Here is a 21,467-nt window from a genome sequence, read left to right as displayed (position 1 = left end):
CTGACAAGATCCCCCCTGAGTCGTCAGCGACGCGGTCCCTTGCGCACCAGACTCCACACCGTCTCACGCAGGCCGCGATCATCCGGGGCGCGACGCTCCAGCACCTCAAGCGTGAAGTTGGCGCTCAACAGCTGACGAATCTCGTCTTCGGCGACATGGAACGGCGGGCCCTGATGCTGCTCCGTCTGCCGCTCGAGACTGATCAACAGGCCACGCGCGCCCGGGGGCAGCAGCTGCGCCAGATGGAAGGCATAGCGCTGCCGGGTGGCCGGCGGCAAGGCGATCAGCGCGGCGCGATCATAGAAGGCGTCCAGATGATCGACATGGTCGATATGGAAGTGGAAGAAGTCTCCGCACCACAACTCGACCATGCCCTGGCGGAAGCATTCGAAGTGCTCCAGCCGATAGCGCGAGACATCCCCGGCGCCTTCGGCGACGAACTGCTCGCAGGCCTGGCGGGCAAGCTCGATGCCCAGCACCGGATAGCCCTGCGCCGCCAGCCAGCGCATGTCGAGACTCTTGCCACACAACGGCACCAGCACCTTGGCGCCCGCCGCGATCTCAAGTCGCGGCCACCAGCGCTCCAGCGCCGAATGTGTGGCAGGCAGATGAAAGCCGATCCGCCCTTCCTGCCATCGCGCCAGCCAGAGGTCACTGGCCGGCGTCGCGTCCATCGTCGTATCTTCTGCCGACATGAGCTGGCTCACTCCCTCTGCTATCGGTTACCAGAATGCCTTACAGGAAGCCGTGACGCTTCTTCTTGCGACGCGGCAGATGCGGCACGATCAGGCCGACCAGCAGGCCGACACCCGCCACGCCACCGCCGTACATGAAGTAGCGCATCAGCAGGTCCTGCTTCTTGGTATCGAGCTTGGTTTCCATGTCCTGCATCTTGCTGCGCGCCTGGGCAAGCTCGGCTGACTGGCTGTTGCTGGCCTGCTCAAGCTCTTCGATACGCGCCTGACGCGTCTCGAGGCCGGTCTTCATGTCCTCGACACGGGTTTCCCACTCTTCATTGATGCCGTCGAGCCTGGCTGTCAATTCCTTGACCCTGGCGCTCAGCTCTGGCACCCGGGCATTGACGCTCTGGGTGTCCTGCAGGTCAGCGGAGGGAATCCACACCACGTCGCCGCTGGCAGTGCGGATCTTGCTGTAGTCATTCTTGACCTCGAGCAGCTCGACCGGCTGGCCGGCTTTCACCGTACCCACGATGCGGTAGCCATCCGTCGGGCCACTGCGCACGAAGGTGGTGAGGTCATCGGCGACCCAACGGTCGGTGGCCGCATTGGCCAGCGGTGCGCCCAACAGCAGGCTGCCGGCGACGCCAGCCCCCAGCACCACACGGCGCAGTGAGCGCGCAAGCGACGAACACGGCGATCGGGGTGACAGGAGACCGAAAGATGAAGGGGTGCTGGTAATGGAGAATCGCGTCATATCGTGTTCTTCATGGCTGTCTAAGGGCGTAAGCCGACCGTGTCAGGCGTGTGGAGACGCGGAGGAAACACGCTGAACCCTGCGTCCCCATATGCCGAACATGATCGACCGCTTTTGGGCGAAGGGAAGCTCGCCCTGTCTGCCCATGCGGTGTCTGCCAGGTTGCGCAATGCAAGGCGTCCTGCCTGGCATCGCTGTCGCGCTTGGACGTACGGTAACGAAATTGCCGCGAGAAAAATCCGAGACTGTCATTTCAGTGTCTTCAGACATCCACACTTTCTGTGGATAAGTCTTGGGACAACCTCAAAGGGGCAGGTCTGCGCACGGCGAAATGCCTGCTCCGCCAACAAATCGATCAAATTTTAACCAGCTCAGGCAGCCGGGCTATCGGCATGAAAACCTCAACAAATCAAGCCATTGACAGCCTGATGTGCGTTGCGCAACACCTGCCTGATAACTATGAAACATGCCAAGCCCCTGTTGTAGCGTCAGGGCATGCGCGGACTATCTCGTGAGGATACCACAGCCACCATCAGGCTGAACCGGTGGTTGGCAGGCATCCTCCTCATTGCTGACAGCGATGCGACAGGGCTGGCCGCATGGCCGGCAGACTCCTATACTGTGCCGTCCCGATTTTGGCCTCGACCCGATCAGCGTGCCGCTTGGCACGGTATCGTCGCGCCCTCGATTCCCGGCCAGCCATCGGCGCCGGGGCTCATTCATTACAAGTCGCGCCCGCTTCTCCTGACCGCTGACGCTGCCCGCCGCCACCATGTGCCCGGGCGCGAGGCGCACGAAGCCCGGGCGCGCAGCTCAGAGCGTTCACACAAGGCAATGGCGAAGAAACTCTTCATCAAGACTCACGGCTGCCAGATGAACGAGTATGACTCCGCGCGCATGGCGGATCTGCTCGGCGAATCGCATCAGATGGAAGTCACCAGCGACGAATCCGAAGCAGACGTCATCCTGCTCAACACCTGCTCCATCCGCGAGAAGGCGCAGGAGAAGGTGTTCCACCAGCTGGGACGCTGGAAGAAGCTCAAGGAAAAGAACCCGGAGCTGGTGATCGGCGTCGGCGGCTGCGTGGCCAGTCAGGAAGGCGACAACCTGCGCAAGCGTGCCCCGCATGTGGACATGGTGTTCGGCCCGCAGACACTGCACCGCGTGCCGAAGATGCTCGATACCCGCCGCGACAGCCTCAAGCAGATTTCCGTCGTCGACGTGACCTTTCCCGAGATCGAGAAGTTCGACAACCTGCCCGCACCCAAGAGCGACGGTGCCAGCGCCTTCGTCTCGGTCATGGAAGGCTGCTCCAAGTACTGCACCTTCTGCGTGGTGCCCTACACCCGCGGTGAGGAAGTCTCGCGTCCCTTCGAGAAGGTGATGGATGAAGTCATCCACCTGGCCGACCAGGGCGTGCGCGAGATCAACCTGCTGGGCCAGAACGTCAACGCCTACGCCGGTCTCAACCAGCTGGGCGAGGAGATCGACCTCGCCGAGCTGATCAGCTGCGTGGCGCAGGTCGAGGGCATCGACCGTATCCGCTTCACTACCTCGCACCCGCTGGAGTTCAAGGACTCGCTGATCGAGGCCTTCGGTGAAATCCCGGAGCTGGTCAGCCACCTGCACCTGCCGGTGCAGTCAGGCTCCAACCGCATTCTGGCGGCGATGAAGCGCGGCCACGAGCGTGACCTCTACATCGACAAGCTCGAACGCATCCGCGCACTGCGCCCGGACATCAGCTTCTCCTCCGACTTCATCGTCGGCTTCCCGGGCGAGACCGATCAGGACTTCATGGACACCATGGACCTGATCGGCCAGATCGGCTTCGATCACTCCTTCAGCTTCATCTACTCCGCACGCCCGGGCACTCCGGCGGCGAATCTCGAAGACGACACCCCGGAAGAGGTGAAGAAGGAGCGCCTGCTCATCCTGCAGGATCGCATCAACCAGCAGGCGATGCAGATCGGTCGCAAGATGGTCGGCACCACCCAGCGCATCCTGGTCTCCGGCTTCTCGCCACGTGATCCGGGCCTGCTGTCAGGGCGCACCGAGAACAATCGGGTGGTCAACTTCCGCGCTGCCAACCCGACCGAGCTGATCGGCTACCTGGTGGATGTCGAGATCACCGAGGCCTATCCCAACTCCCTGCGCGGTGAGCTCAGCTCACCCTACCGCTATTGATCGCACGTCGCTCCCGGCATTGACGAGGCGCCATCAGCCCCCGCTATCAAGCAGATAGCCACGCTGGCCGTACAGGACAATTGCCCTGTACGGCCATCGCGCATTAAGCTCTCTTGAGACTTCGGCAACGCGTCACCATTGACACTGAAATGGCGCCGTCATGCGCCGCGGCGGGCAGAGCGCTCCGTGCATCACGCCATCGCGGCTGCCCCTCATCGCCAAGCATCATCGTCACTCATCACTATCAGGATATTCGACGCCTTGAGCCACCAGTCACAGCAAGCCAATCGCATTCTCAACATGACGCTTGAGCCGGCAGACCCGCAGCGTCTGGCCAGCCTGACCGGCCAGCGCGACGAGCATCTCAAGCTGATCGAATCCCGGCTCGGTGTCACCCTGCGCAACCGCGGCAACGACTTCCAGGTCGCAGGCCCCGCGGCGGCCGTGAAGGCGACCGCCAACGTGCTGGAGCATCTGTATCGCGAGACCGGCGCCGGCGACGTCGATGCCGAGACCGTCCATCTGTTCCTGCAGGAATCCGGCGTCGAGGCGCTGGTCGAAGCCGCCGAGGACCAGGGCGCCACCTACGGTGATGTGGTGATCCGCACGCCCAAGGTGCTGGTGCGCCCACGCGGCTTCAACCAGCAGGGCTATGTCACCGAGATGCGCAATCACGACATCAACTTCGGCATCGGCCCGGCCGGTACCGGCAAGACCTACCTTGCCGTCGCCGCTGCCGTGGAAGCGCTCAACAACAATGAAGTGCGACGTATCCTGCTGGTGCGTCCGGCGGTCGAGGCCGGCGAGAAACTCGGCTTCCTGCCGGGGGACCTGGCCCAGAAGATCGACCCCTACCTGCGCCCGCTCTACGACGCCCTGTACGAGATGCTCGGCTTCGAACACGTCAACAAGATGATCGAGCGCCAGATCATCGAGATCGCGCCGCTGGCCTACATGCGCGGCCGGACGCTCAACAACGCCTACATCATTCTCGATGAATCCCAGAACACCACGCGCGAGCAGATGAAGATGTTCCTGACGCGCATCGGTTTCGGCTCCACCGCCGTCATCACCGGTGACGTCTCGCAGGTCGATCTGCCACGTGGCACCCAGTCCGGCCTTGCCCATGTGCTGGAAGTGCTCAAGGACACCCCGGGGATCAGCATCACGCGCTTCTTGGCCAAGGATGTCGTGCGTCACCCGCTGGTGCAGCGTATCGTCGAGGCCTACGACTCCTTCGAAGCCGCGGAAGAGCAGCAGGAAGGCGAGCGTCGCGAGCAGCGTCAGGCCGAGCGCGAAGCACGCATGGCGGCGCTGAATGCCCAGAGCAACGTGCCGCCTGCCAACACCCCGACGGGAGGTAGCCAGTGAGCGAAGCCCCTGCGGTCGTCGTGGACCTGCAACTGGCCATCGGCGAGAGTGAATTCGACGGCCAGCCGCTGCCGGCCAGCCATCAATTGGAAGCCTGGGTGGCGGCTGCACTGCTGGCCGCCGCGGAAGATGGCGCACTCGAGCACGATGCCAGCGCCGCCGCCGCGCCTCACGAGCTGACCGTGCGTCTGGTGGAAGAAGCAGAGAGTCAGGGCCTCAATCGCGATTATCGTGGCAAGGATTCCCCGACCAACGTGCTGTCCTTCCCGCACGAGCCGCTGGATCTGGACGACTTCGCCCTGCCGCCGGAACTGGCCGCGCGCTTCGCCGAGGAAGGCGAGGACGACAGTCTGCCGCTTGCGGGCATGCCGGAGGGCGATCTGGACGCCGGCGAAGAGGAAGGTCTCGACGGCCACAACAGCGACGATGTCATGCTGGCGTCAGACACCATGAGCGAAGCTGACGAGTCAGATGCCTCTGATACCGCGTCTGCGGCTCCCGAGACCGCAGCTGAGCAGGCCTTGGGTGAACAGGCCCTTGATGAGCAAGGCCAGGATGAGCAGCGCTTTCTGGGCGACCTGATCATCAGCGTGCATGTCGTCGCCCGCGAAGCGCGGGAACAGGGCAAGACGCTGGAAAATCATTTCGCCCACATGCTGGTCCATGGCACCTTGCACTTGCTCGGCTATGACCATATCGAGGACGATGAAGCCGAACGCATGGAAGCGCTCGAGCGTCATGTGCTGGCAGGGCTCGGCATCGCCGACCCCTACCGGGAAGAGAATCACTGATGCCGGTGCCGTTGCGCATCGGCAGCCCCCGCCGTCGGGTGACTCGGGGCTTGTCCCCGGGTCGCTCGGCTGCCCCGATACCACCACGACGATGGGGTATCGCCACCGAGGAAAAGAGAAACTAACGCATGAGCGAAGACCGATCGGGAAGCCATTCGAAAACCTGGCTCGATAAGCTGTTCGGCGCCTTCTCAAGCGACACCGACGAACCCAGCTCCCGTAGCGAGCTGCTCCAGTTTCTGGCTGAGGTAGGCCCACGCCTCAACCTCGATCAGGACGCCATCGCCATCATCGAAGGCGCGCTGGAAATCAGCGACCAGCAGGTGCGCGAGGTGATGATCCCCCGCTCCCAGGTGCAGGCCATTCAGGTCGATCAGCGCCCGGAGGAATACCTGCCGCTGATTCTCGAATCGGCTCACTCCCGCTATCCCGTCATCGACGAGAACCTCGACGAGGTGCTCGGCATTCTGCTGGCCAAGGACCTTTTGCCGCTGATTCTGCAAAATGACAGCGAGCGCAAGCGCTTCGATCTGCGCGAAGCGATCCGTCCGGCGATGTTCATCCCCGAATCCAAGCGCCTCAACAGCCTGCTCAAGGAATTCCGCGAGACCCGCAATCACATGGCGGTGGTCATCGACGAGTACGGCGGCACGGCAGGCCTTGTCACCATCGAGGATATTCTCGAGCAGATCGTCGGGGATATCGAGGATGAGCACGACACCGATGAGGATGAGGACATCCGCGAGCTGGGCGATGGTCAATTCGCCGTCAGCGCGTTGACCACCATCGATGACTTCAATGAGCACTTCGATACCGACTTCTCCGATGAGGAATTCGACACCATCGGCGGTCTGATGATCCAGCGCTTCGGCCACATGCCACGCCGTCAGGAATCCACCGATTTCGCCGGCTGGCGTTTCACGGTGCTCAATGCGGACAATCGTCGCATTCGTCAGGTACAGGTATGCCGTCTGGAAGATGCCACCGGTGACGCGCCGCCCTCGGCCGAGCATCGTGCGCACATCAGCGGCGAGTGATTCATGGCCTGATCACAGGCTGACCCGATAGAGGACAATGCCAGACACATCCGCCGATGTGTCTGGCATTTTACAAGGAGAGCGGCATGTCAGATTCCCCCCGCGCGAGGAGCTTCCCGGGCGCCTCGTTGCTGGCCAATGTACTGGCGATCATTGCCGGGGTACTGGTCACCCTGAGCTTTGCCCCCTTCGAGCAGTGGTGGCTGGGCCCGATCGGCGCAGGCCTGCTCTACGGGGCGCTGCGCATGGAAGGCGGTGGCTTCCTGCGCGCCTGGTGGTTCGGGGTCGGCCTGTTCGGCAGCGGGGCCAGCTGGGTCTACGTCTCGATCCATGATTACGGCTATACCGGCATGCCGCTGGCGGTGCTGCTGACGATGCTGTTCGTGGCCTGCATGGCGCTGTTCCCGATGCTGTGGATGGGCCTGTGGCAACGCTTCTGCTCACGCAAGCTCGATGTGCTGTCATTCGCCGCGGTGTTCGTGCTCAGCGAGCTGTTCCGCACCTGGGCCTTCACCGGCTTCCCGTGGCTGCTGCTGGGCAACAGTGCCGTGGGCTCGCCGCTGGCCAGCTGGGTGCCGGTGCTTGGCGTCTACGGTATCTCGCTGATCATCGCCTTGTCCGGGGCGCTGCTGTGGAATCTGGCCCTGCGTCGCCGCTGGTGGGCGATCGCGCCGCTGATCGTGCTGTGGAGCGCGGGGCTGCTGCTGCCAACCAGCTGGACACAGTCCGGCGGCCAGCCGGCGCGCGTCGCCCTGCTGCAAGGCAACCTGCCGCAGTTGATCAAGTGGAGCGCCGAAGGTCAGCGCCGTGCGGCCAATACCTACGCCGCGATGACGCGCGCCGTGCAGGACGTTGCCGACCTGATCGTCTGGCCGGAGACGGCACTGCCGATGCTGCGCGACCAGGCCGAGCCCTTCCTCGAGCGCATCCAGGCAACTCTGCCGCCCAAGACCGGTCTGATCACCGGGATCGTCGAGCGTGACGCCGACAATCGCTTCTACAACAGCGTGATTCCCATCGATGACCCGTCGGCCCAGTATCGCAAGGAGCACCTGGTGCCCTTCGGCGAGTATGTACCGCTGGAAAGCTGGCTGCGGGGCATCATCGGCTTCCTGGACCTGCCGATGTCGAGCATGCAGTCAGGCGACAGCCAGCAGCCTCCGCTGATGGTCAGCGGTCTGCGTATCGGCGTGGCGATCTGCTACGAGATCGTCTATCCGGAGCTGGTCCGCCAGCGCGCCTTGAGCTCTACCGTGCTGCTGACCGTCTCCAATGACACCTGGTTCGGTCACTCCATCGGCCCGCTGCAGCATCTGCAGATGGCCCAGCTGCGCGCGCTGGAAAACGGCCGCTATCTGCTGCGAGCCACCAGCAATGGCGTCACGGCGATCATCTCGCCGCAGGGTGAGATCATCGCCCAGGCCCCCCAGTTCGAGGAGGCCACCGTCACTGGCGATATCCGGCTGCAACTGGGCATGACGCCCTGGATGCACTACGGCCTGCTGCCGGTGTGGATCCTGATCGCGCTGCTGCTGGCGCCGGGCCTCGTGCTTGGCATCAACGAATGCTTCAAGGCGCGCCGTCAGCGCCCGCAGGACGCCTGAGCCCCAGAACGCCTGAGCCCCAGAACGCCTGAGCCTCCGGGGCCTCAGATGCTTGAACGCTCAACCTTACCCGCTGCCGGGCCGATGCCCGGCACTGCCTCTGCACAAGCGAGACCACAATGGGCATCACCGAGTTACTCGGCATCATCAAGGACCTGGTATTGCCGCCCGGCGGGCCTCTCCTGCTGCTGTTTTTGGCCATGCTCGTCCTCAAGCGCTGGCCGGGCCTGGCACGCGCCATGATGGTCGTGGCCATTCTGGGCATGTGGCTGCTGTCCTCTCCGGTCGTCTCCACGCGGCTGATGTCAGGGCTGGAGCGCATCCAGCCCAGTGAACCGGCAGAGTGGATCCAGGCGCAGGCCGTGGTAGTGCTTTCCGGCGGACGCTACTACGACGCCCCGGAGCTGCAGGGCCGTGATCGCATCAATGGCGAGACGCTCAGCCGTCTGGACGAAGGCGTACGCGTGGCACGCAACGCGGAGCTGCCGATTCTGCTCACCGGTGGCAAGGTATCATCCTCCGATGACGGCACCCTCGCCGAGTTGATGCAGCGCTCGCTGATCGATGAATTCGACTACCCGGCGCGCTGGCTGGAAAACCGCAGCGAGAACACCCAGCAGAATGCGCTCTTCACGCGCGAGATGCTCGAGCAGGACGACATCAACAAGATCGTGCTGGTGACCAGCGCCTGGCACATGCCGCGCGCGATGCGCAACTTCCAGAACCAGGGCTTCCGCACCATCATCCCGGCGCCGGTGGGCTACACCACGGTGTCGGGACTGGGCATCGATGCCTGGATCCCCAACAGCTCCGCGCTGACCCAGTCACGTTGGGCACTGCATGAATGGATCGGCTGGCTGGTGGGTCGCTAGCCCCGACAGCACTGCTGGCAAGACAAGCGAAGGACTGCTGGCAAGACACACGAAGGGCTGCCCATGGGCAGCCCTTCGTGTGTCTTTATAACCCGCTCATCAGTCGATTATCGCAGGATTGATTGTGCTCATTCGCTGCCACGCATCCAGCTGGCCTCCTTGAGCCATGGCCCCAGCTGGCGGCGCTGGAAGGCGCGATCGCGCGTCCACTCGTCACTGCCGACATGCGCCGTGCCGCCAGGCGCTTCTCCCAGCACGTCGTCCGGGAACTTCAGGCTGTCGCGGCCCTTGATCTGCAGCGAGTAACACCGGTCGTGGCTGACCAGACTTTCGCGCAGATAACGCCACACGCATTCCTTCATGAACCACTGATCGATATTCGGCGTCTCGACATGCTGTGGCTGCCACCGGGCCAGCAATGTCTCGAGTGGCGGCAGGACTCCGGCCACCCCGCCCCACAGCCCCGCCAGCACCAGATCGGTATGACTCCACCAGTCACGCATGACATGGAAGAAGCGCCCGGACGTCAGCCACATCTGCACCGCGCGCACTTCGCGCAGGCTGATGACGCTGTCGCAGTCGCGAACCACGAAGTAGCCCACCGTCGGGTCATCGGCGACCGCGAAGCGCCAACACAGCCGCTGCCTCAAGGTGTCACTGGAGGGACGCTCGATCAGCTCGGCGTCCAGTTCCCGCGCCAGAGCCAGAAAGTCGTCGGGCACACTGTCATCGTGATAGAGCCGAACCCGCCACCCCGGATATAGCACCGGTGCCAACAGCAGGTTATGCAGCATGCCGTTCAAGTAGCGCGGCCCCTTGCCCCAGAGACCGAAGGCCAGCACTCGCGTCTTGCCGGCCGCGACTGCCGAGGGGGGGGCAGCGGGCAGTCGCCAGCCCTTCGCCAACGGCAGGCTCCCATGCTGCTCGTCCTTGAGCGCCAGGGCGCGACTGCCATGCTCGCGTGCCTCATCGTGGCGCTTGAGCCTGGCCGCGCTGCTGGCCAGCGAGTCGAACAGCACCGGATTGAGACAGCCCCGTGCGGCCAATGCCTCACCGGCCGCCAGCGAGCCAGCGGCATCATTGGCACGCGACAGACACACCACCTGGTTGAGCGCGATCTCTTCATCGGCCGGACACTCCACATGCCCCTGGGCCAGAATCTGGCTGGCCGAGCGATAATCCGCGAGCAGAAAGAGGTAATAGGAGATCTGCTTGAAGAGGCCCGCATCACGTGGACGCGGGCGCTGGTTGAAGTGCTCGATCAGCTGTTGCAACGCCTTGTGGCGCTGACCGGCGCTCCAGGTGGCGTGCGCCGGGGCGAACCAGTCTGACGGTGTCGCCATCAGCTCTGATCTCTCTCGTCGGTCGTGGGGGGCTGACGAGTAACGGGCGGCGCGCCACGCGAGAAGAAACGATGTCCACAGGCATGGCAGGGTTCCAGCACGCTGGGCCGCGTGAGCGTGGTGGTCGACTCACAGTGCACGCAATGCAATAGCCCCGGCGCGATGACCTCGCCGCTGGTGTAGTCGGCGCGCGCGGCCTCGAGGTCTTCCTCGAAGTGGGCGCGGTCCACCACGGTGCGGTCCGCGATCGACATCAGCGCGGAACTGACACTGCGCGACAGCACCGAGAGATCGATCCCCAGCCAGCTGGCGATCCCTTCTCCACCGGTCGCCAGGTGGCGGCGGAATTCACGCATGTCACGCTCGACCCAGGCACGCAGCAGCGCCAGCTCGTCGAGCGTGAATTCCTCGACCTCGGCCTCGAACTTGACCGCCTCATCCAGCTCGGCCTTGAGGCCATCCCACGACAGCTCACCACTGCTGTCTTCCAGCCGCGTCAGGATTCGCCCATAGGCATCGCCGAGACGTCCTTCCCCTTCGCCCTGCGGCTGACTGGCGGCTGAACGCGAAGGCATCGGCGTATCTTCAAAGCCACTGTCGTGCGAGGACGTGGCAGCCGTATCACGCTCCGTGGCGCTGATCGGCTCATGGGGATCGCGGGGTTCACGTGGTTGGCTCATGGACTCTCCTTGTGTCTTCACCTTCTCCCGTACTGCGGGAGGGCATGGCGCTCTACCTTCAGCATGGTGGCGTTGGCGTTGCGACACAAGCCACACGCTTCCACTCCCTGACACGCATCAAGCGCGTGGCACTGGCAGCATGAAGCGCATTCGCCTGGCGCCACAGGGCTCGCCTCCCCTACCTGAGTCCTGGCGTCTGGGGTAGACTTGACCCCATCGCAGACAGTGGCGGCCCATCCCGATGTGACCGCCCACCTCTTCACGCCCTGCCTGTCCCTGGTGACGGGTAGCGGCCAATGCCAAGGTAGTGACGGACCCGATGGATTCACAGGATACTTCTCAACAGTACGCTCCCGATCAGATCGAACAGGCTGCCCAGCAGTACTGGGAGAAAAATCAGTGTTTCAAGGCGGTGGAAGACGCCAACCGCGAGAAGTTCTACTGCCTGTCGATGTTCCCCTACCCCAGTGGCAAGCTGCACATGGGTCACGTGCGCAACTACACCATCGGTGACGTGATCTCGCGCTTCCAGCGCATGCAGGGCAAGAACGTCATGCAGCCGATGGGCTGGGACGCCTTCGGCCTGCCGGCGGAAAACGCCGCGATGAAGAACAACGTCGCGCCGGGCAAGTGGACCCACGAGAACATCGCCTACATGCGCGATCAGCTCAAGGCGCTGGGCTTCGCCTACGACTGGAGCCGTGAGTTCGCCACCTGCGACCTGGAATACTATCGCTGGGAGCAGTGGTTCTTCGCCAAGCTGGTCGAGAAGGGTGTCGTCTACAAGAAGAGTTCCATCGTCAACTGGGACCCGGCTGACCAGACCGTGCTCGCCAATGAGCAGGTCATCGACGGCCGTGGCTGGCGTTCCGGCGCACTGATCGAGCGCAAGGAAATCCCGCAGTGGTTCCTGCGCATCACCGATTACGCCGAAGAGTTGCTGGCCGACCTCGACAAGGTCGAGTGGCCGGAGCAGGTCAAGACCATGCAGCGCAACTGGATCGGCAAGTCGCGCGGTGTCGAGCTGAGCTTCGGCCTCGATGCCAAGGCAAGCCAGGTGCAGGAATCCCTGACCGTCTTCACCACCCGTCCGGACACCCTGATGGGCGTGACCTACGTCGGTGTCGCCGCTGCTCACCCGCTGGCCAAGGCCGCGGCGGAGCACAATGCGGAGCTTGCCGAGTTCAACGCCGAATGCGCGCGTGGCGGTACCAGCGAAGCCGACATGGCGACCATGGAAAAGCGCGGCATGGATACCGGCTTCAAGGCCATCCACCCGCTGACCGGCCGTGAAGTGCCGGTCTACGTCGCCAACTTCGTGCTGATGGAATACGGCACCGGTGCCGTGATGGCCGTGCCGGCCCACGACGAGCGTGACCATGAATTCGCCACCAAGTACGACCTGCCGATCGAAGCCGTGATCGCCGATGCCGACGGCAATGCGCCCGACGTCAGCGACGCCGCCTTCACCGAGCACGGCGTGCTGATCAACTCCGGTGACTTCGATGGCCTCGACTTCGAGAGTGCCTTCGATGCCATCGCCGCGCGCCTGGTCGAACAGGGCCGTGGTGAGGTCAAGACCAACTTCCGCCTGCGCGACTGGGGCGTCTCGCGTCAGCGCTACTGGGGTGCGCCGATTCCGGTCAAGAATGGCCCGAACGGTGAATCCATCCCGCTGACCGACGACGAGCTGCCGGTCGCTCTGCCGCTGGAAGTCGAATTCGACGCCTCCGGTGGCTCGCCGATCAAGAAGATGCCGTCCTTCAGTGACCTGGGCGATGGCTGGCAGCGCGAGACCGATACCTTCGACACCTTCATGGAGTCCTCCTGGTACTACGCGCGCTTCTGCTGTGCGGACAACGCCGATGCCATGCTGGACGAACGCGCCAACTACTGGCTGCCGGTCGATTACTACATCGGCGGCATCGAGCACGCCATCCTGCACCTGCTCTACTCGCGCTTCTTCCACAAGCTGATGCGTGACTTCGGCCTGGTCGACAGCGACGAACCGTTCAAGCAGCTGCTGACCCAGGGCATGGTGGTCGCGGATACCTATTACCGCATCAATGAGAAAGGCGGCCGCGACTGGTTCAACCCGCTGGACGTGGACGTCGAGACCGACGACAAGGGCCGCGCCGTCAAGGCCGTGTTGAAGTCCGATGGTCTGCCGGTGGAAATCGGTGGCACCGAGAAGATGTCCAAGTCAAAGAACAACGGCGTGGACCCGCAGTCGATGATCGACCGTTTCGGTGCCGACACCGTGCGCCTGTTCATGATGTTCGCCGCGCCGCCCGAGCAGTCGCTGGAATGGTCCGATTCCGGTGTCGAGGGCGCGCATCGCTTCGTCAAGCGCGTCTGGCGTCTGGTTCACGAGCACGTCGCTGCCGGCACCCCGGCCGCGCTGGACGTGACGGCCCTGAACGATGATCAGAAGGCACTGCGTCGCAAGACACACGAGACCATCGCCAAGTGCAGCGACGACATCGGCCGCCGCACCACCTTCAACACCGCCATCGCGGCCGTGATGGAGCTGGTCAACGCCATCAGCCGCTTCGAGGACACCTCCGAGCAGGGCCTGGCCGTCAGCCGTGAAGCCGTCGAGGCCTGCGTGCTGCTGCTGTCGCCGATCATCCCGCATGCCAGCCACTCGCTGTGGGCGACACTGGGTCACGACGAAGCCGTGATCGACGCCAGTTGGCCGGTCGCTGATGCCGACGCGATGAAGAAGGACAGCATCGAGCTGGTCGTACAGGTCAACGGCAAGCTGCGTGCGCGTCTGTCCTTCGCCGCCGATGCCGATCGCGATGCCATCGAAGCCGCGGCGCTGGCAGATGCCAATGTCACCAAGCACACCGATGGCAAGACAGTGCGCAAGGTGATCGTGGTACCGGGCAAGCTGGTCAATATCGTCGCCAACTGATAGTGACCCGACCAGGCAGTGCAAGATACCGGCGGCCCGAGTCGCCGGTTCCGTCAGAGACCGACAGGCAAGTAGAGGATGTCGGTCTCTGACGGCCATATTCCGTGCGCTGCGTGATGCTGACAGGCACCACGCAGCGCTCACGCAAGATAATCATGACACTCGTTCATGACAGGAGGTCACGGTGACGCAAGCGAAGTCTTCCAGTGTTTCAGCAGACACATCAGAGCGTGCATCCCGCGGCCTCGGCCGCCGTCGTGTGCTGGCCGCCCTCGGCGTCGGCCTGGCGCTGACACTGAGCGGCTGCGGCTTCCAGCTGCGCGGCGTGGATGATGCGCCGATGGCCATCACCGAGCTGGACGTCCAGGCACCGATCACCAAGACCCATGACGCCCTGCGCGACGCCCTCGAGCGTGCCGACATCCAGTTGAGCGACAGCGCCCCGCTGACCCTCAACCTGGGCAAGGTCCGTGAGAACGTGCAGCAGATCACCTACGGCGATGCCGGCAGCATCAAGCGTGAACTGACTTACCGCCTGACCTACTCGCTGCAGCGCAAGTCCGATGGGGCCTATCTGGCCAACCAGCAGGAACTGCAGGCCAGCAGCCTCTACTACACCAACGATGACGACCTGCTCAACACCGATGACCTGCGTGAGCGTGCGGCCAGGGAAGTCAATCGTGACCTGAGCCGTCAGTTGCTGGAGCGCCTGCGCGCGATCAAGCCCTGAGCTCCACGCTCCCGCACTGAGTCGCCCCGTTCGTGAGTCATGAGTCATGATCCATGAGTTCTGAAAGGCCAGACGATTGACGCCAAGGCGATTGACGACAGGCAAGCCAAGAGAAGTGGAAGACAACTGGCAGCAGTTGGTAGAGATTGGAAATCGCAACGTTCGCCAGGCACGGCTCCACGATATCGGGCAACCGATCATCATGGGGCCGTGCCTGTTCAGGGCCACCATCACGCCGAGGCTATCCCCTGCTCGTGAATGACCGCCCAAGCCTTGGGCGCACTTGCCCACCAGACCCGCGCAGTATCGAAGGACATTCATGAAGGTCTATCCCGACAAGCTCGACGAGCAGCTCAACAAGCGCCTGTCCCCCGTCTATATCGTGGCCGGTGATGAGCCGCTGATTCACCAGGAAAGCTGCGACGCCATCCGGCGTGCGGCACGCGCTGCCGGTGTCGAGGAGCGCGAGGTACTGCATGTCGAGAACGGCTTTCAGTGGGGGCGCCTGACCGAGTCTGCCGCCAGCATGTCTCTGTTCGCCTCGCGCAAGCTGATCGAGCTGCGCATGGGCACCCAGAGTGCCGGCCAGGAAGGCAGCAAGGTCCTCAAGGCCTACGCCGAGCGCATCGAGAAGGATGGCGACATCCTGCTGATCACCGCGGCGCGTCTCGATCGCAAGGTGCAGCAGACGGCGTGGTTCAAGGCATTGGAGAAGGTCGGCGTCTTCATCGCGGTGTGGCCGGTGGACCATTCCCGCCTCGGCTTCTGGATTCGCGACCGCGCCCGTCGTCACGGCCTCGAGCTGAATCAGGACGCCGCCCGCCTGCTGGCCGAGCGCATCGAGGGCAACCTGCTGGCCGCAGATCAAGAGCTGCAGAAGCTGGCGCTACTGCATCCGCCGGGCGCACGCCTGGATGGCAATGCCATCGTCCAGGGCGTCGAGGACAATGCGCGCTATGATGTCTTCACGCTGGCCGATGCGTGTCTGAAGGGGGAAGTCGAGCGCAGTGGTCGCATCGTGCTCGGGCTCAGGGGAGAAGGCGTCGAGCCGCCGGTGATCCTGTGGGCGCTGACCCGCGAGCTGCGCACTCTGCTTTCGCTGCGCCAGCACCTCGATCAAGGCCAGAGCTTCGAGCATGCCTGCAAGGCGCAGAAGCCGATGATCTTCGACAAGCGTCGCCCCTTCTATCAACAGGCGCTCAACCGCCTGCCCCACAAGCGCCTGCACAAGCTGCTGCTGTTCTCGCAGCGACTCGACATGGCGATCAAGGGGGGGATGACGCTGCCCATCTGGGACGGGATGGTCGATCTCGCCCTGACGCTCGCCGGCGGACGCGGCCCACTGGCCGAACTGCCTCACGCCTACAAGGTGGTATGATTCAGACACTCGGGAGAACGCATGCAGACTTCCTCCAGTACGCTTGGCGAAGCCGTCGACATCGAGACCCTGAGTCTGTGGCTTGCCGAAGGCAATACCTTGACAGTGGAAGTGCAGACGCTGGATCAAGGGCTTCATATGGTGCGCCTGCACCACGCTGCTGGCATCAGTCGTCTGGCCGATGACAACGGCCAGTCCCTGCGTTTCACCGGCACCCAATGGGTAAGCCGCCTGCTGTTGCCGCTGGGGCTGACCCACGGCGTGCAGACCTGGGCGGAAGTACAGGATGAGATGATCGGCCTGCCCACGACGCCGATCGACAATGCCAGCCTGCTGGCCCATGGCACGCGCGTGGCCTTCCAGACCCGCTAGAGCTGCGCGCCACGCCTCTCCTCGCTTGTCTTTCTCTTCGGCTCCCCTCTTGTCTTTTTCCGGCTCCCCTCGCCAATCATCAAGACGCCCCCACCAGCAGGCTGATGGGGGCGTCTTGCCATTCGGCTTGTCTGCCTTATGCGGCTTTTCGGCTTGTAAGCGTGGCAACTTCGCTTAATGCGCCGCATCCGCCTTGGACTTCACGAACGCCTTGTAGCCGTACAGCTTGCGCGGGTTGTCGCGGAAGATCTTCTCGCGCATCTCGCGCTCCGGCAACCAGCGCTGCATCAGCTCGGCCAGGGTGTCTTCTTCCGGCATCTCGACACCGATATAGGGATGCGGCCAGTCACTGCCCCACACGACGCGCTCCGGATTGGCCGCCACCAGCGCCCGCACCAGCGCCGTGACATCGGAATAAGGCAAGCGACCGCGAGTGGTCAGTCGGTAAGGCGCCGACAGCTTGACCCAGGTGCGCCCCTGCTTGAGCAGTCGACACAGCGCGGCAAAGCCGGGGCACTCCGGGCCACGCGTGGCCGCCAGATGGCCCATGTGGTCGATCACCACCGGCACCGGCAAGCTGCCGAGGCGCGCTTCCATGTCACGGAAGGTCGAGACATCGATCAGACATTCCAGGTGCCACTTGAAGCGTGCCAGGCGATCCGCCAGCAGCATCACATCACGCCAGCGCAACCCGCCGGCGAAGATCAGGTTGAGGCGAACGCCACACACTCCCAGCTCGGAGAGTCGCTCAAGCTCGGCATCACTGATGTCGGGCGTGACAACCGCCACGCCACGGTAGTCCAGCCCACGCTCGCGACAGCTCTGCAGGCTGTCGCACAGCAGGCGATTGTCATAGCCATAGACACTGGGCTGTATCAGCACGCCGTGGCTGGCGCCCAATGCATGATGCATCTCGAGTGCTTCACTGAGCCCCACAGGCGCCGGGTCATAGGTTCTGTCCGCCGCCAATGGGTAACGCACCGGGTCACCAAACAGGTGGAGGTGACAATCAATACTGCCCGCCGGCAACCGGAAGGTCAGGGGGTGTGGCAAGGGTCTGGGCGGCGTGGCGCGCGGCAGATCCTGCTCGACATGATTCCAGTCCATCGATGCGACTCCCTCGCGTAACCTCAATCATCAAGCCCGGGGCGACGTCACGCTCAATCGCCCACTGCCACGATACTGCGCCGCCCCTCTCGTTTCCAGACAAAAGCCTGCCGACAAAAAAGCGGCATGTCCGAAGACATGCCGCTTTTGGTATCAGCCGTGGCCTGATCGCTTATCGAAGACGCTGACCGAAGGTGCTGATGTTCAGTCGAGTCGCTCGAAGACGGTCGCGACACCCTGGCCCATGCCGATGCACATGGTCGCCAGACCCAGGCGAGTGTTCTGCTGCTTCATGACGTTGAGCAGCGTGGTGCAGATACGCGAACCGGAACAGCCCAGCGGGTGACCCAGTGCGATGGCGCCACCGTTGAGGTTGACCGCCGTGTCGACACGCTCCAGGAGGCCGAGGTCCTTGAGCACCGGAATCGACTGCGCCGCGAAGGCCTCATTCAATTCGACGGTCTGGATGTCCTCGATGGTCAGGCCTGCGGCCTTGAGCGCCTGCTTGGAGGCCGGCACCGGCCCGTAGCCCATGATGGAGGCGTCACAGCCTGCCACGCCAGTGGACAGCACTCGAGCGATGGGCTTGAGGCCCAGCGCTTCGGCTCGCTCGGCGCTCATCACCGCCATGCCCGAGGCGCCCACCGACAGCGCGGAAGAGGTGCCCGCTGTCACGGTACCGCCCTTGGGATCGAACACCGGCTTGAGATTGCCCATGGACTCCATGCTGGCATCGCCACGGATGACCTCATCGCGGGTCACCAGGACACGCCGACCCTCGGCATCATGGCCCTCGACGCCGATGATCTCATCATCGAAGCGGCCTTCATCGGCGGCGGCCTGGGCACGCTGATGAGAGCGCACGCCGAACTCATCCTGCTGCTCACGACTCACGCCATGCATCTTGCCGAGCAGTTCCGCGGTCAGGCCCATCATCATTGCCGCCTTGGCCGCATGCTTGCTGGCCGCCGGATTGACGTCGACCCCATGCGCCATCGGCACGTGCTCCATGTGCTCGACACCGCCGATGATATAGAAGTCGCCCATGCCGGCCTTGATGTTGGCGGTGGCGATATGCAGGGCACTCATCGAGGAACCGCACAGGCGGTTGACCGTCTGCGCCGGCACGGTACGCGGAATGCCGGTCATGATGGCGGCATTGCGCGCGATGTTCATTGACTGCTCCAGGGTCTGGTTGACGCAGCCCCAGATGATGTCGTCGACCTCGGCCGGCACCAGGCCGGGATTGCGATCGAACAGCGCCTGCATTACCGCGGCGGACAGGTTCTCGGCACGCACGTGTCGGAAGGCGCCGTTCTTGGCCTTGGCCATGGCGGTACGCACGCCATCGACGATTACCACATCTCTCGGATTCGGATTCATTGTCTGGCTCCCTCATGGCCCTCGCTGTCGCGAGGGCCGAAAATTCTGGTCGGATAGTGCTGGCGGCCACTCGGGCGCTCAGCCATCAAGGCTCAGGAGTAGAAGGCGTCGCCACGCTTGGCGCGCTCGCGCAGCGCCTCGGTCGGGCGATACAGCGGCCCCAGCTCATCGGCCAGGCTGTCGGCCAGCGCGACGAACTCGGCCACCCCCATGGCATCGACGTAGCGCAGCGCACCACCACGGAATGGCGGGAAACCGATGCCGTAGATCAGGGCCATGTCGGCCTCGGCCGGGCTGCCGACGATGTCGTCTTCCAGGCAGCGGATGGTTTCCATGCACAGCGGCACCATCATGCGCGCGATGATGTCGTCATCGGAGAACTCGCGCGTCTCGCTGACGACCTGTGCCACCAGCGCCTGAGCCTCATCATCCGCCAGCTTCTTCGGCTTGCCCTTGCGGTCTTCCTCGTAGCGGTAGAAGCCCAGAGCGTTCTTCTGGCCGAGGCGCTTGTTGTCATACATCACCTGGATGGCGGTCTTGCCGTCACGCGCCATGCGGTCCGGGAAGCCTTCCGCCATCACCGCATTGGCGTGCACCGCGGTATCCATGCCGACCACATCCAACAGGTAGGCCGGGCCCATCGGCCAGCCGAACTTTTCCATCACCTTGTCGACGCGCTGATAGTCGGCGCCTTTCTCGACCAGCAGGCTGAAGCCACCGAAGTAGGGGAACAGCACGCGGTTGACCAGAAAGCCGGGGCAGTCGTTGACGACGATCGGCGTCTTGCCCATCTGACGGGCATAGGCGACGGTCGCGGCGATGGCAGCATCGCTGGACTTCTCGCCACGGATGACCTCGACCAGCGGCATGCGGTGCACCGGGTTGAAGAAGTGCATGCCGCAGAAGTTCTCGGGACGCTTGAGCGATTCGGCCAGTCGCGTGATGGAGATGGTCGAGGTGTTGGAGGTCAGAATGGCGTCTTCGGCGACGTTGTCCTCGAGCTCGGCCAGCACCGAGGCCTTGACCTTGGGATTCTCGACCACCGCCTCGACGACCAGGTCCACATTGCCGAAGTCACCGTAGGACAGCGTCGGGCGAATGTTGGACAGGCCCTGCGCCATCTTCTCGGTGGTCAGCTTGCCGCGCTCGACACCCTTGCCGAACAGCTTGCGTGCTTCCTTCAGACCCAGTTCGATGGCCTCGCCATTGATGTCCTTCATCAGGATCGGCGTGCCCTTGCTGGCGCTCTGGTAGGCGATGCCGCCCCCCATGATACCGGCACCCAGCACGGCGGCCTGCTTGATCTCGCTGGCCTGCTTCTCGTAACCCTTGGCCTTCTTCTTGACCACCTGATCGTTCATGAACAGGCCAACCAGATTGAAGGCCACATCGGTCAGCGCCATCCTGGCGAAGGTCTTGGCCTCAATGGCCTGGGCGCGCTCACGCGATTCCCCCGCGCCCTTCTGGATGACCTTGATGGCTTCCACGGGTGCCGGATAGTGCGGACCGGCCTTGCCGGCCACGAAGCCCTTGGCGGTCTCGAAGGCCATCATCTGCTCGATGGCATTGAGCTTGAGCGGCGAGGTCTTCTCGAGACGACGCGCCTGATAGTCCAGCTCGCCGGCATTGGCACGCGCCAGAATATCGAGTGCCGCCGCGTCCAGCTCGGCCACCGGCAGGACGGCATCGACGGCGCCCACTGCCAGCGCCTTGTCGGCACGGTTCTCGGTGCCACCACAGATCCACTCGATGGCGTTGTCAGCCCCGATCAGACGCGGCAGACGCACACAGCCCGCCCAGCCCGGGATGATGCCGAGCTTGGTCTCCGGCAGGCCGATCCTGGCGCTGTCGGCCATGACCCGGAAATCGGTGGTCAGGGTAATCTCGCAGCCCCCGCCCAGCGCCAGCCCATTGATGGCAGTGACGGTGGGGAACGGCAGGTCTTCGATGGCGTTGAAGATGCCATGGATATTCATGTTCATGTCGATGAGGAAGGCTTCATCCTTCTCGAACATCTGGTGGAACTCGGTGATGTCGGCACCGACCACGAACGCTTCCTTGGCGGAGCGGATGACCAGCCCCTTGAGATCGGCCGTCGCCTTGATGGCCTCGACTGCCTCTCCCAACTCCTTGAGTACGTAGCTGGCCAGCTTGTTGACCGATTCGCCTTCAAGGTCGAGGGTCAACAGGGCGATGGCGTCCTGATTGGCCTCGACGGTTAGCGTTTTGCCTGAATAGATCATCCACGGATCTCCACAAGA

18 protein-coding genes are annotated in these 21,467 nt (G+C 63.6%); 11 read left to right on the top strand and 7 right to left on the bottom strand.

Annotation, left to right across the window (positions count from 1 at the left end):
• Nucleotides 1-23: 23 nt before the first annotated feature.
• Both tmpT and QQF40_RS16165 read right to left on the bottom strand, forming a co-directional pair.
• Nucleotides 24-695, bottom strand: a complete 672-nt coding sequence (tmpT, locus tag QQF40_RS16170) for a thiopurine S-methyltransferase (protein ID WP_285461930.1) — start codon at nucleotides 693-695, stop codon at nucleotides 24-26.
• 40 nt (nucleotides 696-735) lie between these two features.
• Nucleotides 736-1,434, bottom strand: coding sequence for a TIGR04211 family SH3 domain-containing protein (locus QQF40_RS16165; protein ID WP_175090590.1), 699 nt, complete (start codon nucleotides 1,432-1,434; stop codon nucleotides 736-738).
• Nucleotides 1,435-2,268: 834 nt separating this feature from the next.
• Here QQF40_RS16165 and miaB point away from each other — a divergent pair.
• The 6 genes from miaB (at nucleotide 2,269) to QQF40_RS16135 (ending at nucleotide 9,293) form a co-directional block, all read left to right on the top strand.
• The gene (miaB, locus tag QQF40_RS16160) at nucleotides 2,269-3,618 is read left to right on the top strand and encodes a tRNA (N6-isopentenyl adenosine(37)-C2)-methylthiotransferase MiaB (RefSeq protein WP_175090591.1); all 1,350 of its coding nucleotides are present in this window, start codon (nucleotides 2,269-2,271) and stop codon (nucleotides 3,616-3,618) included.
• 261 nt (nucleotides 3,619-3,879) lie between these two features.
• Nucleotides 3,880-4,989: a PhoH family protein gene (locus QQF40_RS16155; protein WP_175090592.1), complete on the top strand. Its 1,110-nt coding sequence runs from the start codon at nucleotides 3,880-3,882 to the stop codon at nucleotides 4,987-4,989.
• Nucleotides 4,986-5,780, top strand: coding sequence for an rRNA maturation RNase YbeY (gene ybeY, locus QQF40_RS16150; protein ID WP_217485959.1), 795 nt, complete (start codon nucleotides 4,986-4,988; stop codon nucleotides 5,778-5,780). Before QQF40_RS16155 ends, ybeY begins: the two co-directional genes overlap by 4 nt.
• Nucleotides 5,781-5,908: 128 nt before the next feature.
• Complete coding sequence (locus tag QQF40_RS16145) at nucleotides 5,909-6,817, top strand: CorC family transporter (protein ID WP_175090593.1); 909 nt, start codon at nucleotides 5,909-5,911, stop codon at nucleotides 6,815-6,817.
• 86 nt (nucleotides 6,818-6,903) lie between these two features.
• Nucleotides 6,904-8,421: an apolipoprotein N-acyltransferase gene (gene lnt / locus QQF40_RS16140; protein WP_285461929.1), complete on the top strand. Its 1,518-nt coding sequence runs from the start codon at nucleotides 6,904-6,906 to the stop codon at nucleotides 8,419-8,421.
• 119 nt (nucleotides 8,422-8,540) lie between these two features.
• Nucleotides 8,541-9,293 carry a YdcF family protein gene (locus QQF40_RS16135; protein ID WP_043335281.1) on the top strand — a complete coding sequence of 251 codons (753 nt, stop codon included), beginning with the start codon at nucleotides 8,541-8,543 and terminating at the stop codon, nucleotides 9,291-9,293.
• 128 nt (nucleotides 9,294-9,421) lie between these two features.
• Here the strand turns inward: QQF40_RS16135 and QQF40_RS16130 are convergent, their stop codons facing one another.
• Together QQF40_RS16130 and QQF40_RS16125 are read right to left on the bottom strand one after the other, a co-directional pair.
• The gene (locus QQF40_RS16130; RefSeq protein ID WP_175090595.1) at nucleotides 9,422-10,636 is read right to left on the bottom strand and encodes a tetratricopeptide repeat protein; all 1,215 of its coding nucleotides are present in this window, start codon (nucleotides 10,634-10,636) and stop codon (nucleotides 9,422-9,424) included.
• Nucleotides 10,636-11,316 (bottom strand): zinc ribbon-containing protein, encoded by a 681-nt coding sequence (locus QQF40_RS16125; protein ID WP_352230744.1) that lies wholly within the window; start codon nucleotides 11,314-11,316, stop codon nucleotides 10,636-10,638. The genes QQF40_RS16130 and QQF40_RS16125 overlap by 1 nt, the downstream gene beginning before the upstream one ends.
• An 11-nt stretch (nucleotides 11,317-11,327) precedes the next feature.
• On the opposite strand from QQF40_RS16125, the gene QQF40_RS16120 reads away from it, so the two are divergent.
• The 5 genes from QQF40_RS16120 (at nucleotide 11,328) to QQF40_RS16100 (ending at nucleotide 16,716) form a co-directional block, all read left to right on the top strand.
• Complete coding sequence (locus QQF40_RS16120; protein WP_282627795.1) at nucleotides 11,328-11,459, top strand: hypothetical protein; 132 nt, start codon at nucleotides 11,328-11,330, stop codon at nucleotides 11,457-11,459.
• Between the two features lie 176 nt (nucleotides 11,460-11,635).
• A complete protein-coding gene (gene leuS / locus QQF40_RS16115; RefSeq protein ID WP_285461928.1) occupies nucleotides 11,636-14,236 on the top strand; it encodes a leucine--tRNA ligase in 2,601 nt (866 codons plus the stop codon).
• 184 nt (nucleotides 14,237-14,420) lie between these two features.
• A complete protein-coding gene (locus tag QQF40_RS16110) occupies nucleotides 14,421-14,966 on the top strand; it encodes an LPS-assembly lipoprotein LptE (protein ID WP_175090597.1) in 546 nt (181 codons plus the stop codon).
• 319 nt (nucleotides 14,967-15,285) lie between these two features.
• Nucleotides 15,286-16,344 (top strand): DNA polymerase III subunit delta, encoded by a 1,059-nt coding sequence (holA, locus tag QQF40_RS16105; RefSeq protein ID WP_043335288.1) that lies wholly within the window; start codon nucleotides 15,286-15,288, stop codon nucleotides 16,342-16,344.
• A 21-nt stretch (nucleotides 16,345-16,365) separates the two neighbouring features.
• Nucleotides 16,366-16,716 carry a hypothetical protein gene (locus QQF40_RS16100; protein WP_285461927.1) on the top strand — a complete coding sequence of 117 codons (351 nt, stop codon included), beginning with the start codon at nucleotides 16,366-16,368 and terminating at the stop codon, nucleotides 16,714-16,716.
• Between the two features lie 174 nt (nucleotides 16,717-16,890).
• Here the strand turns inward: QQF40_RS16100 and QQF40_RS16095 are convergent, their stop codons facing one another.
• From QQF40_RS16095 to fadB, 3 genes are all read right to left on the bottom strand, one after another.
• On the bottom strand, nucleotides 16,891-17,823 hold the full coding sequence (locus tag QQF40_RS16095) for an amidohydrolase family protein (RefSeq protein ID WP_175090599.1): 933 nt from the start codon (nucleotides 17,821-17,823) through the stop codon (nucleotides 16,891-16,893).
• 204 nt (nucleotides 17,824-18,027) lie between these two features.
• A complete protein-coding gene (gene fadA, locus QQF40_RS16090; protein WP_175090600.1) occupies nucleotides 18,028-19,206 on the bottom strand; it encodes an acetyl-CoA C-acyltransferase FadA in 1,179 nt (392 codons plus the stop codon).
• 92 nt (nucleotides 19,207-19,298) lie between these two features.
• The gene (gene fadB, locus QQF40_RS16085) at nucleotides 19,299-21,449 is read right to left on the bottom strand and encodes a fatty acid oxidation complex subunit alpha FadB (RefSeq protein ID WP_285461926.1); all 2,151 of its coding nucleotides are present in this window, start codon (nucleotides 21,447-21,449) and stop codon (nucleotides 19,299-19,301) included.
• Nucleotides 21,450-21,467: the final 18 nt, after the last annotated feature.

Origin of the sequence: Cobetia sp. LC6 (assembly GCF_030264805.1) — a bacterium.
Classification (GTDB): domain Bacteria; phylum Pseudomonadota; class Gammaproteobacteria; order Pseudomonadales; family Halomonadaceae; genus Cobetia.
Note: the sequence above shows the minus strand (reverse complement) of the source record. Positions and strands in the feature narration are given on the sequence as shown.

Coding starts and splice junctions, on each gene's coding strand:
- tmpT (WP_285461930.1), bottom strand. CDS start 695: ATGTCGGCAGAAGATACGACGATGGACGCGACGCCGGCCAGTGACCTC.
- QQF40_RS16165 (WP_175090590.1), bottom strand. CDS start 1,434: ATGACGCGATTCTCCATTACCAGCACCCCTTCATCTTTCGGTCTCCTG.
- miaB (WP_175090591.1), top strand. CDS start 2,269: ATGGCGAAGAAACTCTTCATCAAGACTCACGGCTGCCAGATGAACGAG.
- QQF40_RS16145 (WP_175090593.1), top strand. CDS start 5,909: ATGAGCGAAGACCGATCGGGAAGCCATTCGAAAACCTGGCTCGATAAG.
- lnt (WP_285461929.1), top strand. CDS start 6,904: ATGTCAGATTCCCCCCGCGCGAGGAGCTTCCCGGGCGCCTCGTTGCTG.
- QQF40_RS16135 (WP_043335281.1), top strand. CDS start 8,541: ATGGGCATCACCGAGTTACTCGGCATCATCAAGGACCTGGTATTGCCG.
- QQF40_RS16130 (WP_175090595.1), bottom strand. CDS start 10,636: ATGGCGACACCGTCAGACTGGTTCGCCCCGGCGCACGCCACCTGGAGC.
- QQF40_RS16125 (WP_352230744.1), bottom strand. CDS start 11,316: ATGAGCCAACCACGTGAACCCCGCGATCCCCATGAGCCGATCAGCGCC.
- leuS (WP_285461928.1), top strand. CDS start 11,636: ATGGATTCACAGGATACTTCTCAACAGTACGCTCCCGATCAGATCGAA.
- holA (WP_043335288.1), top strand. CDS start 15,286: ATGAAGGTCTATCCCGACAAGCTCGACGAGCAGCTCAACAAGCGCCTG.
- QQF40_RS16100 (WP_285461927.1), top strand. CDS start 16,366: ATGCAGACTTCCTCCAGTACGCTTGGCGAAGCCGTCGACATCGAGACC.
- QQF40_RS16095 (WP_175090599.1), bottom strand. CDS start 17,823: ATGGACTGGAATCATGTCGAGCAGGATCTGCCGCGCGCCACGCCGCCC.
- fadA (WP_175090600.1), bottom strand. CDS start 19,206: ATGAATCCGAATCCGAGAGATGTGGTAATCGTCGATGGCGTGCGTACC.
- fadB (WP_285461926.1), bottom strand. CDS start 21,449: ATGATCTATTCAGGCAAAACGCTAACCGTCGAGGCCAATCAGGACGCC.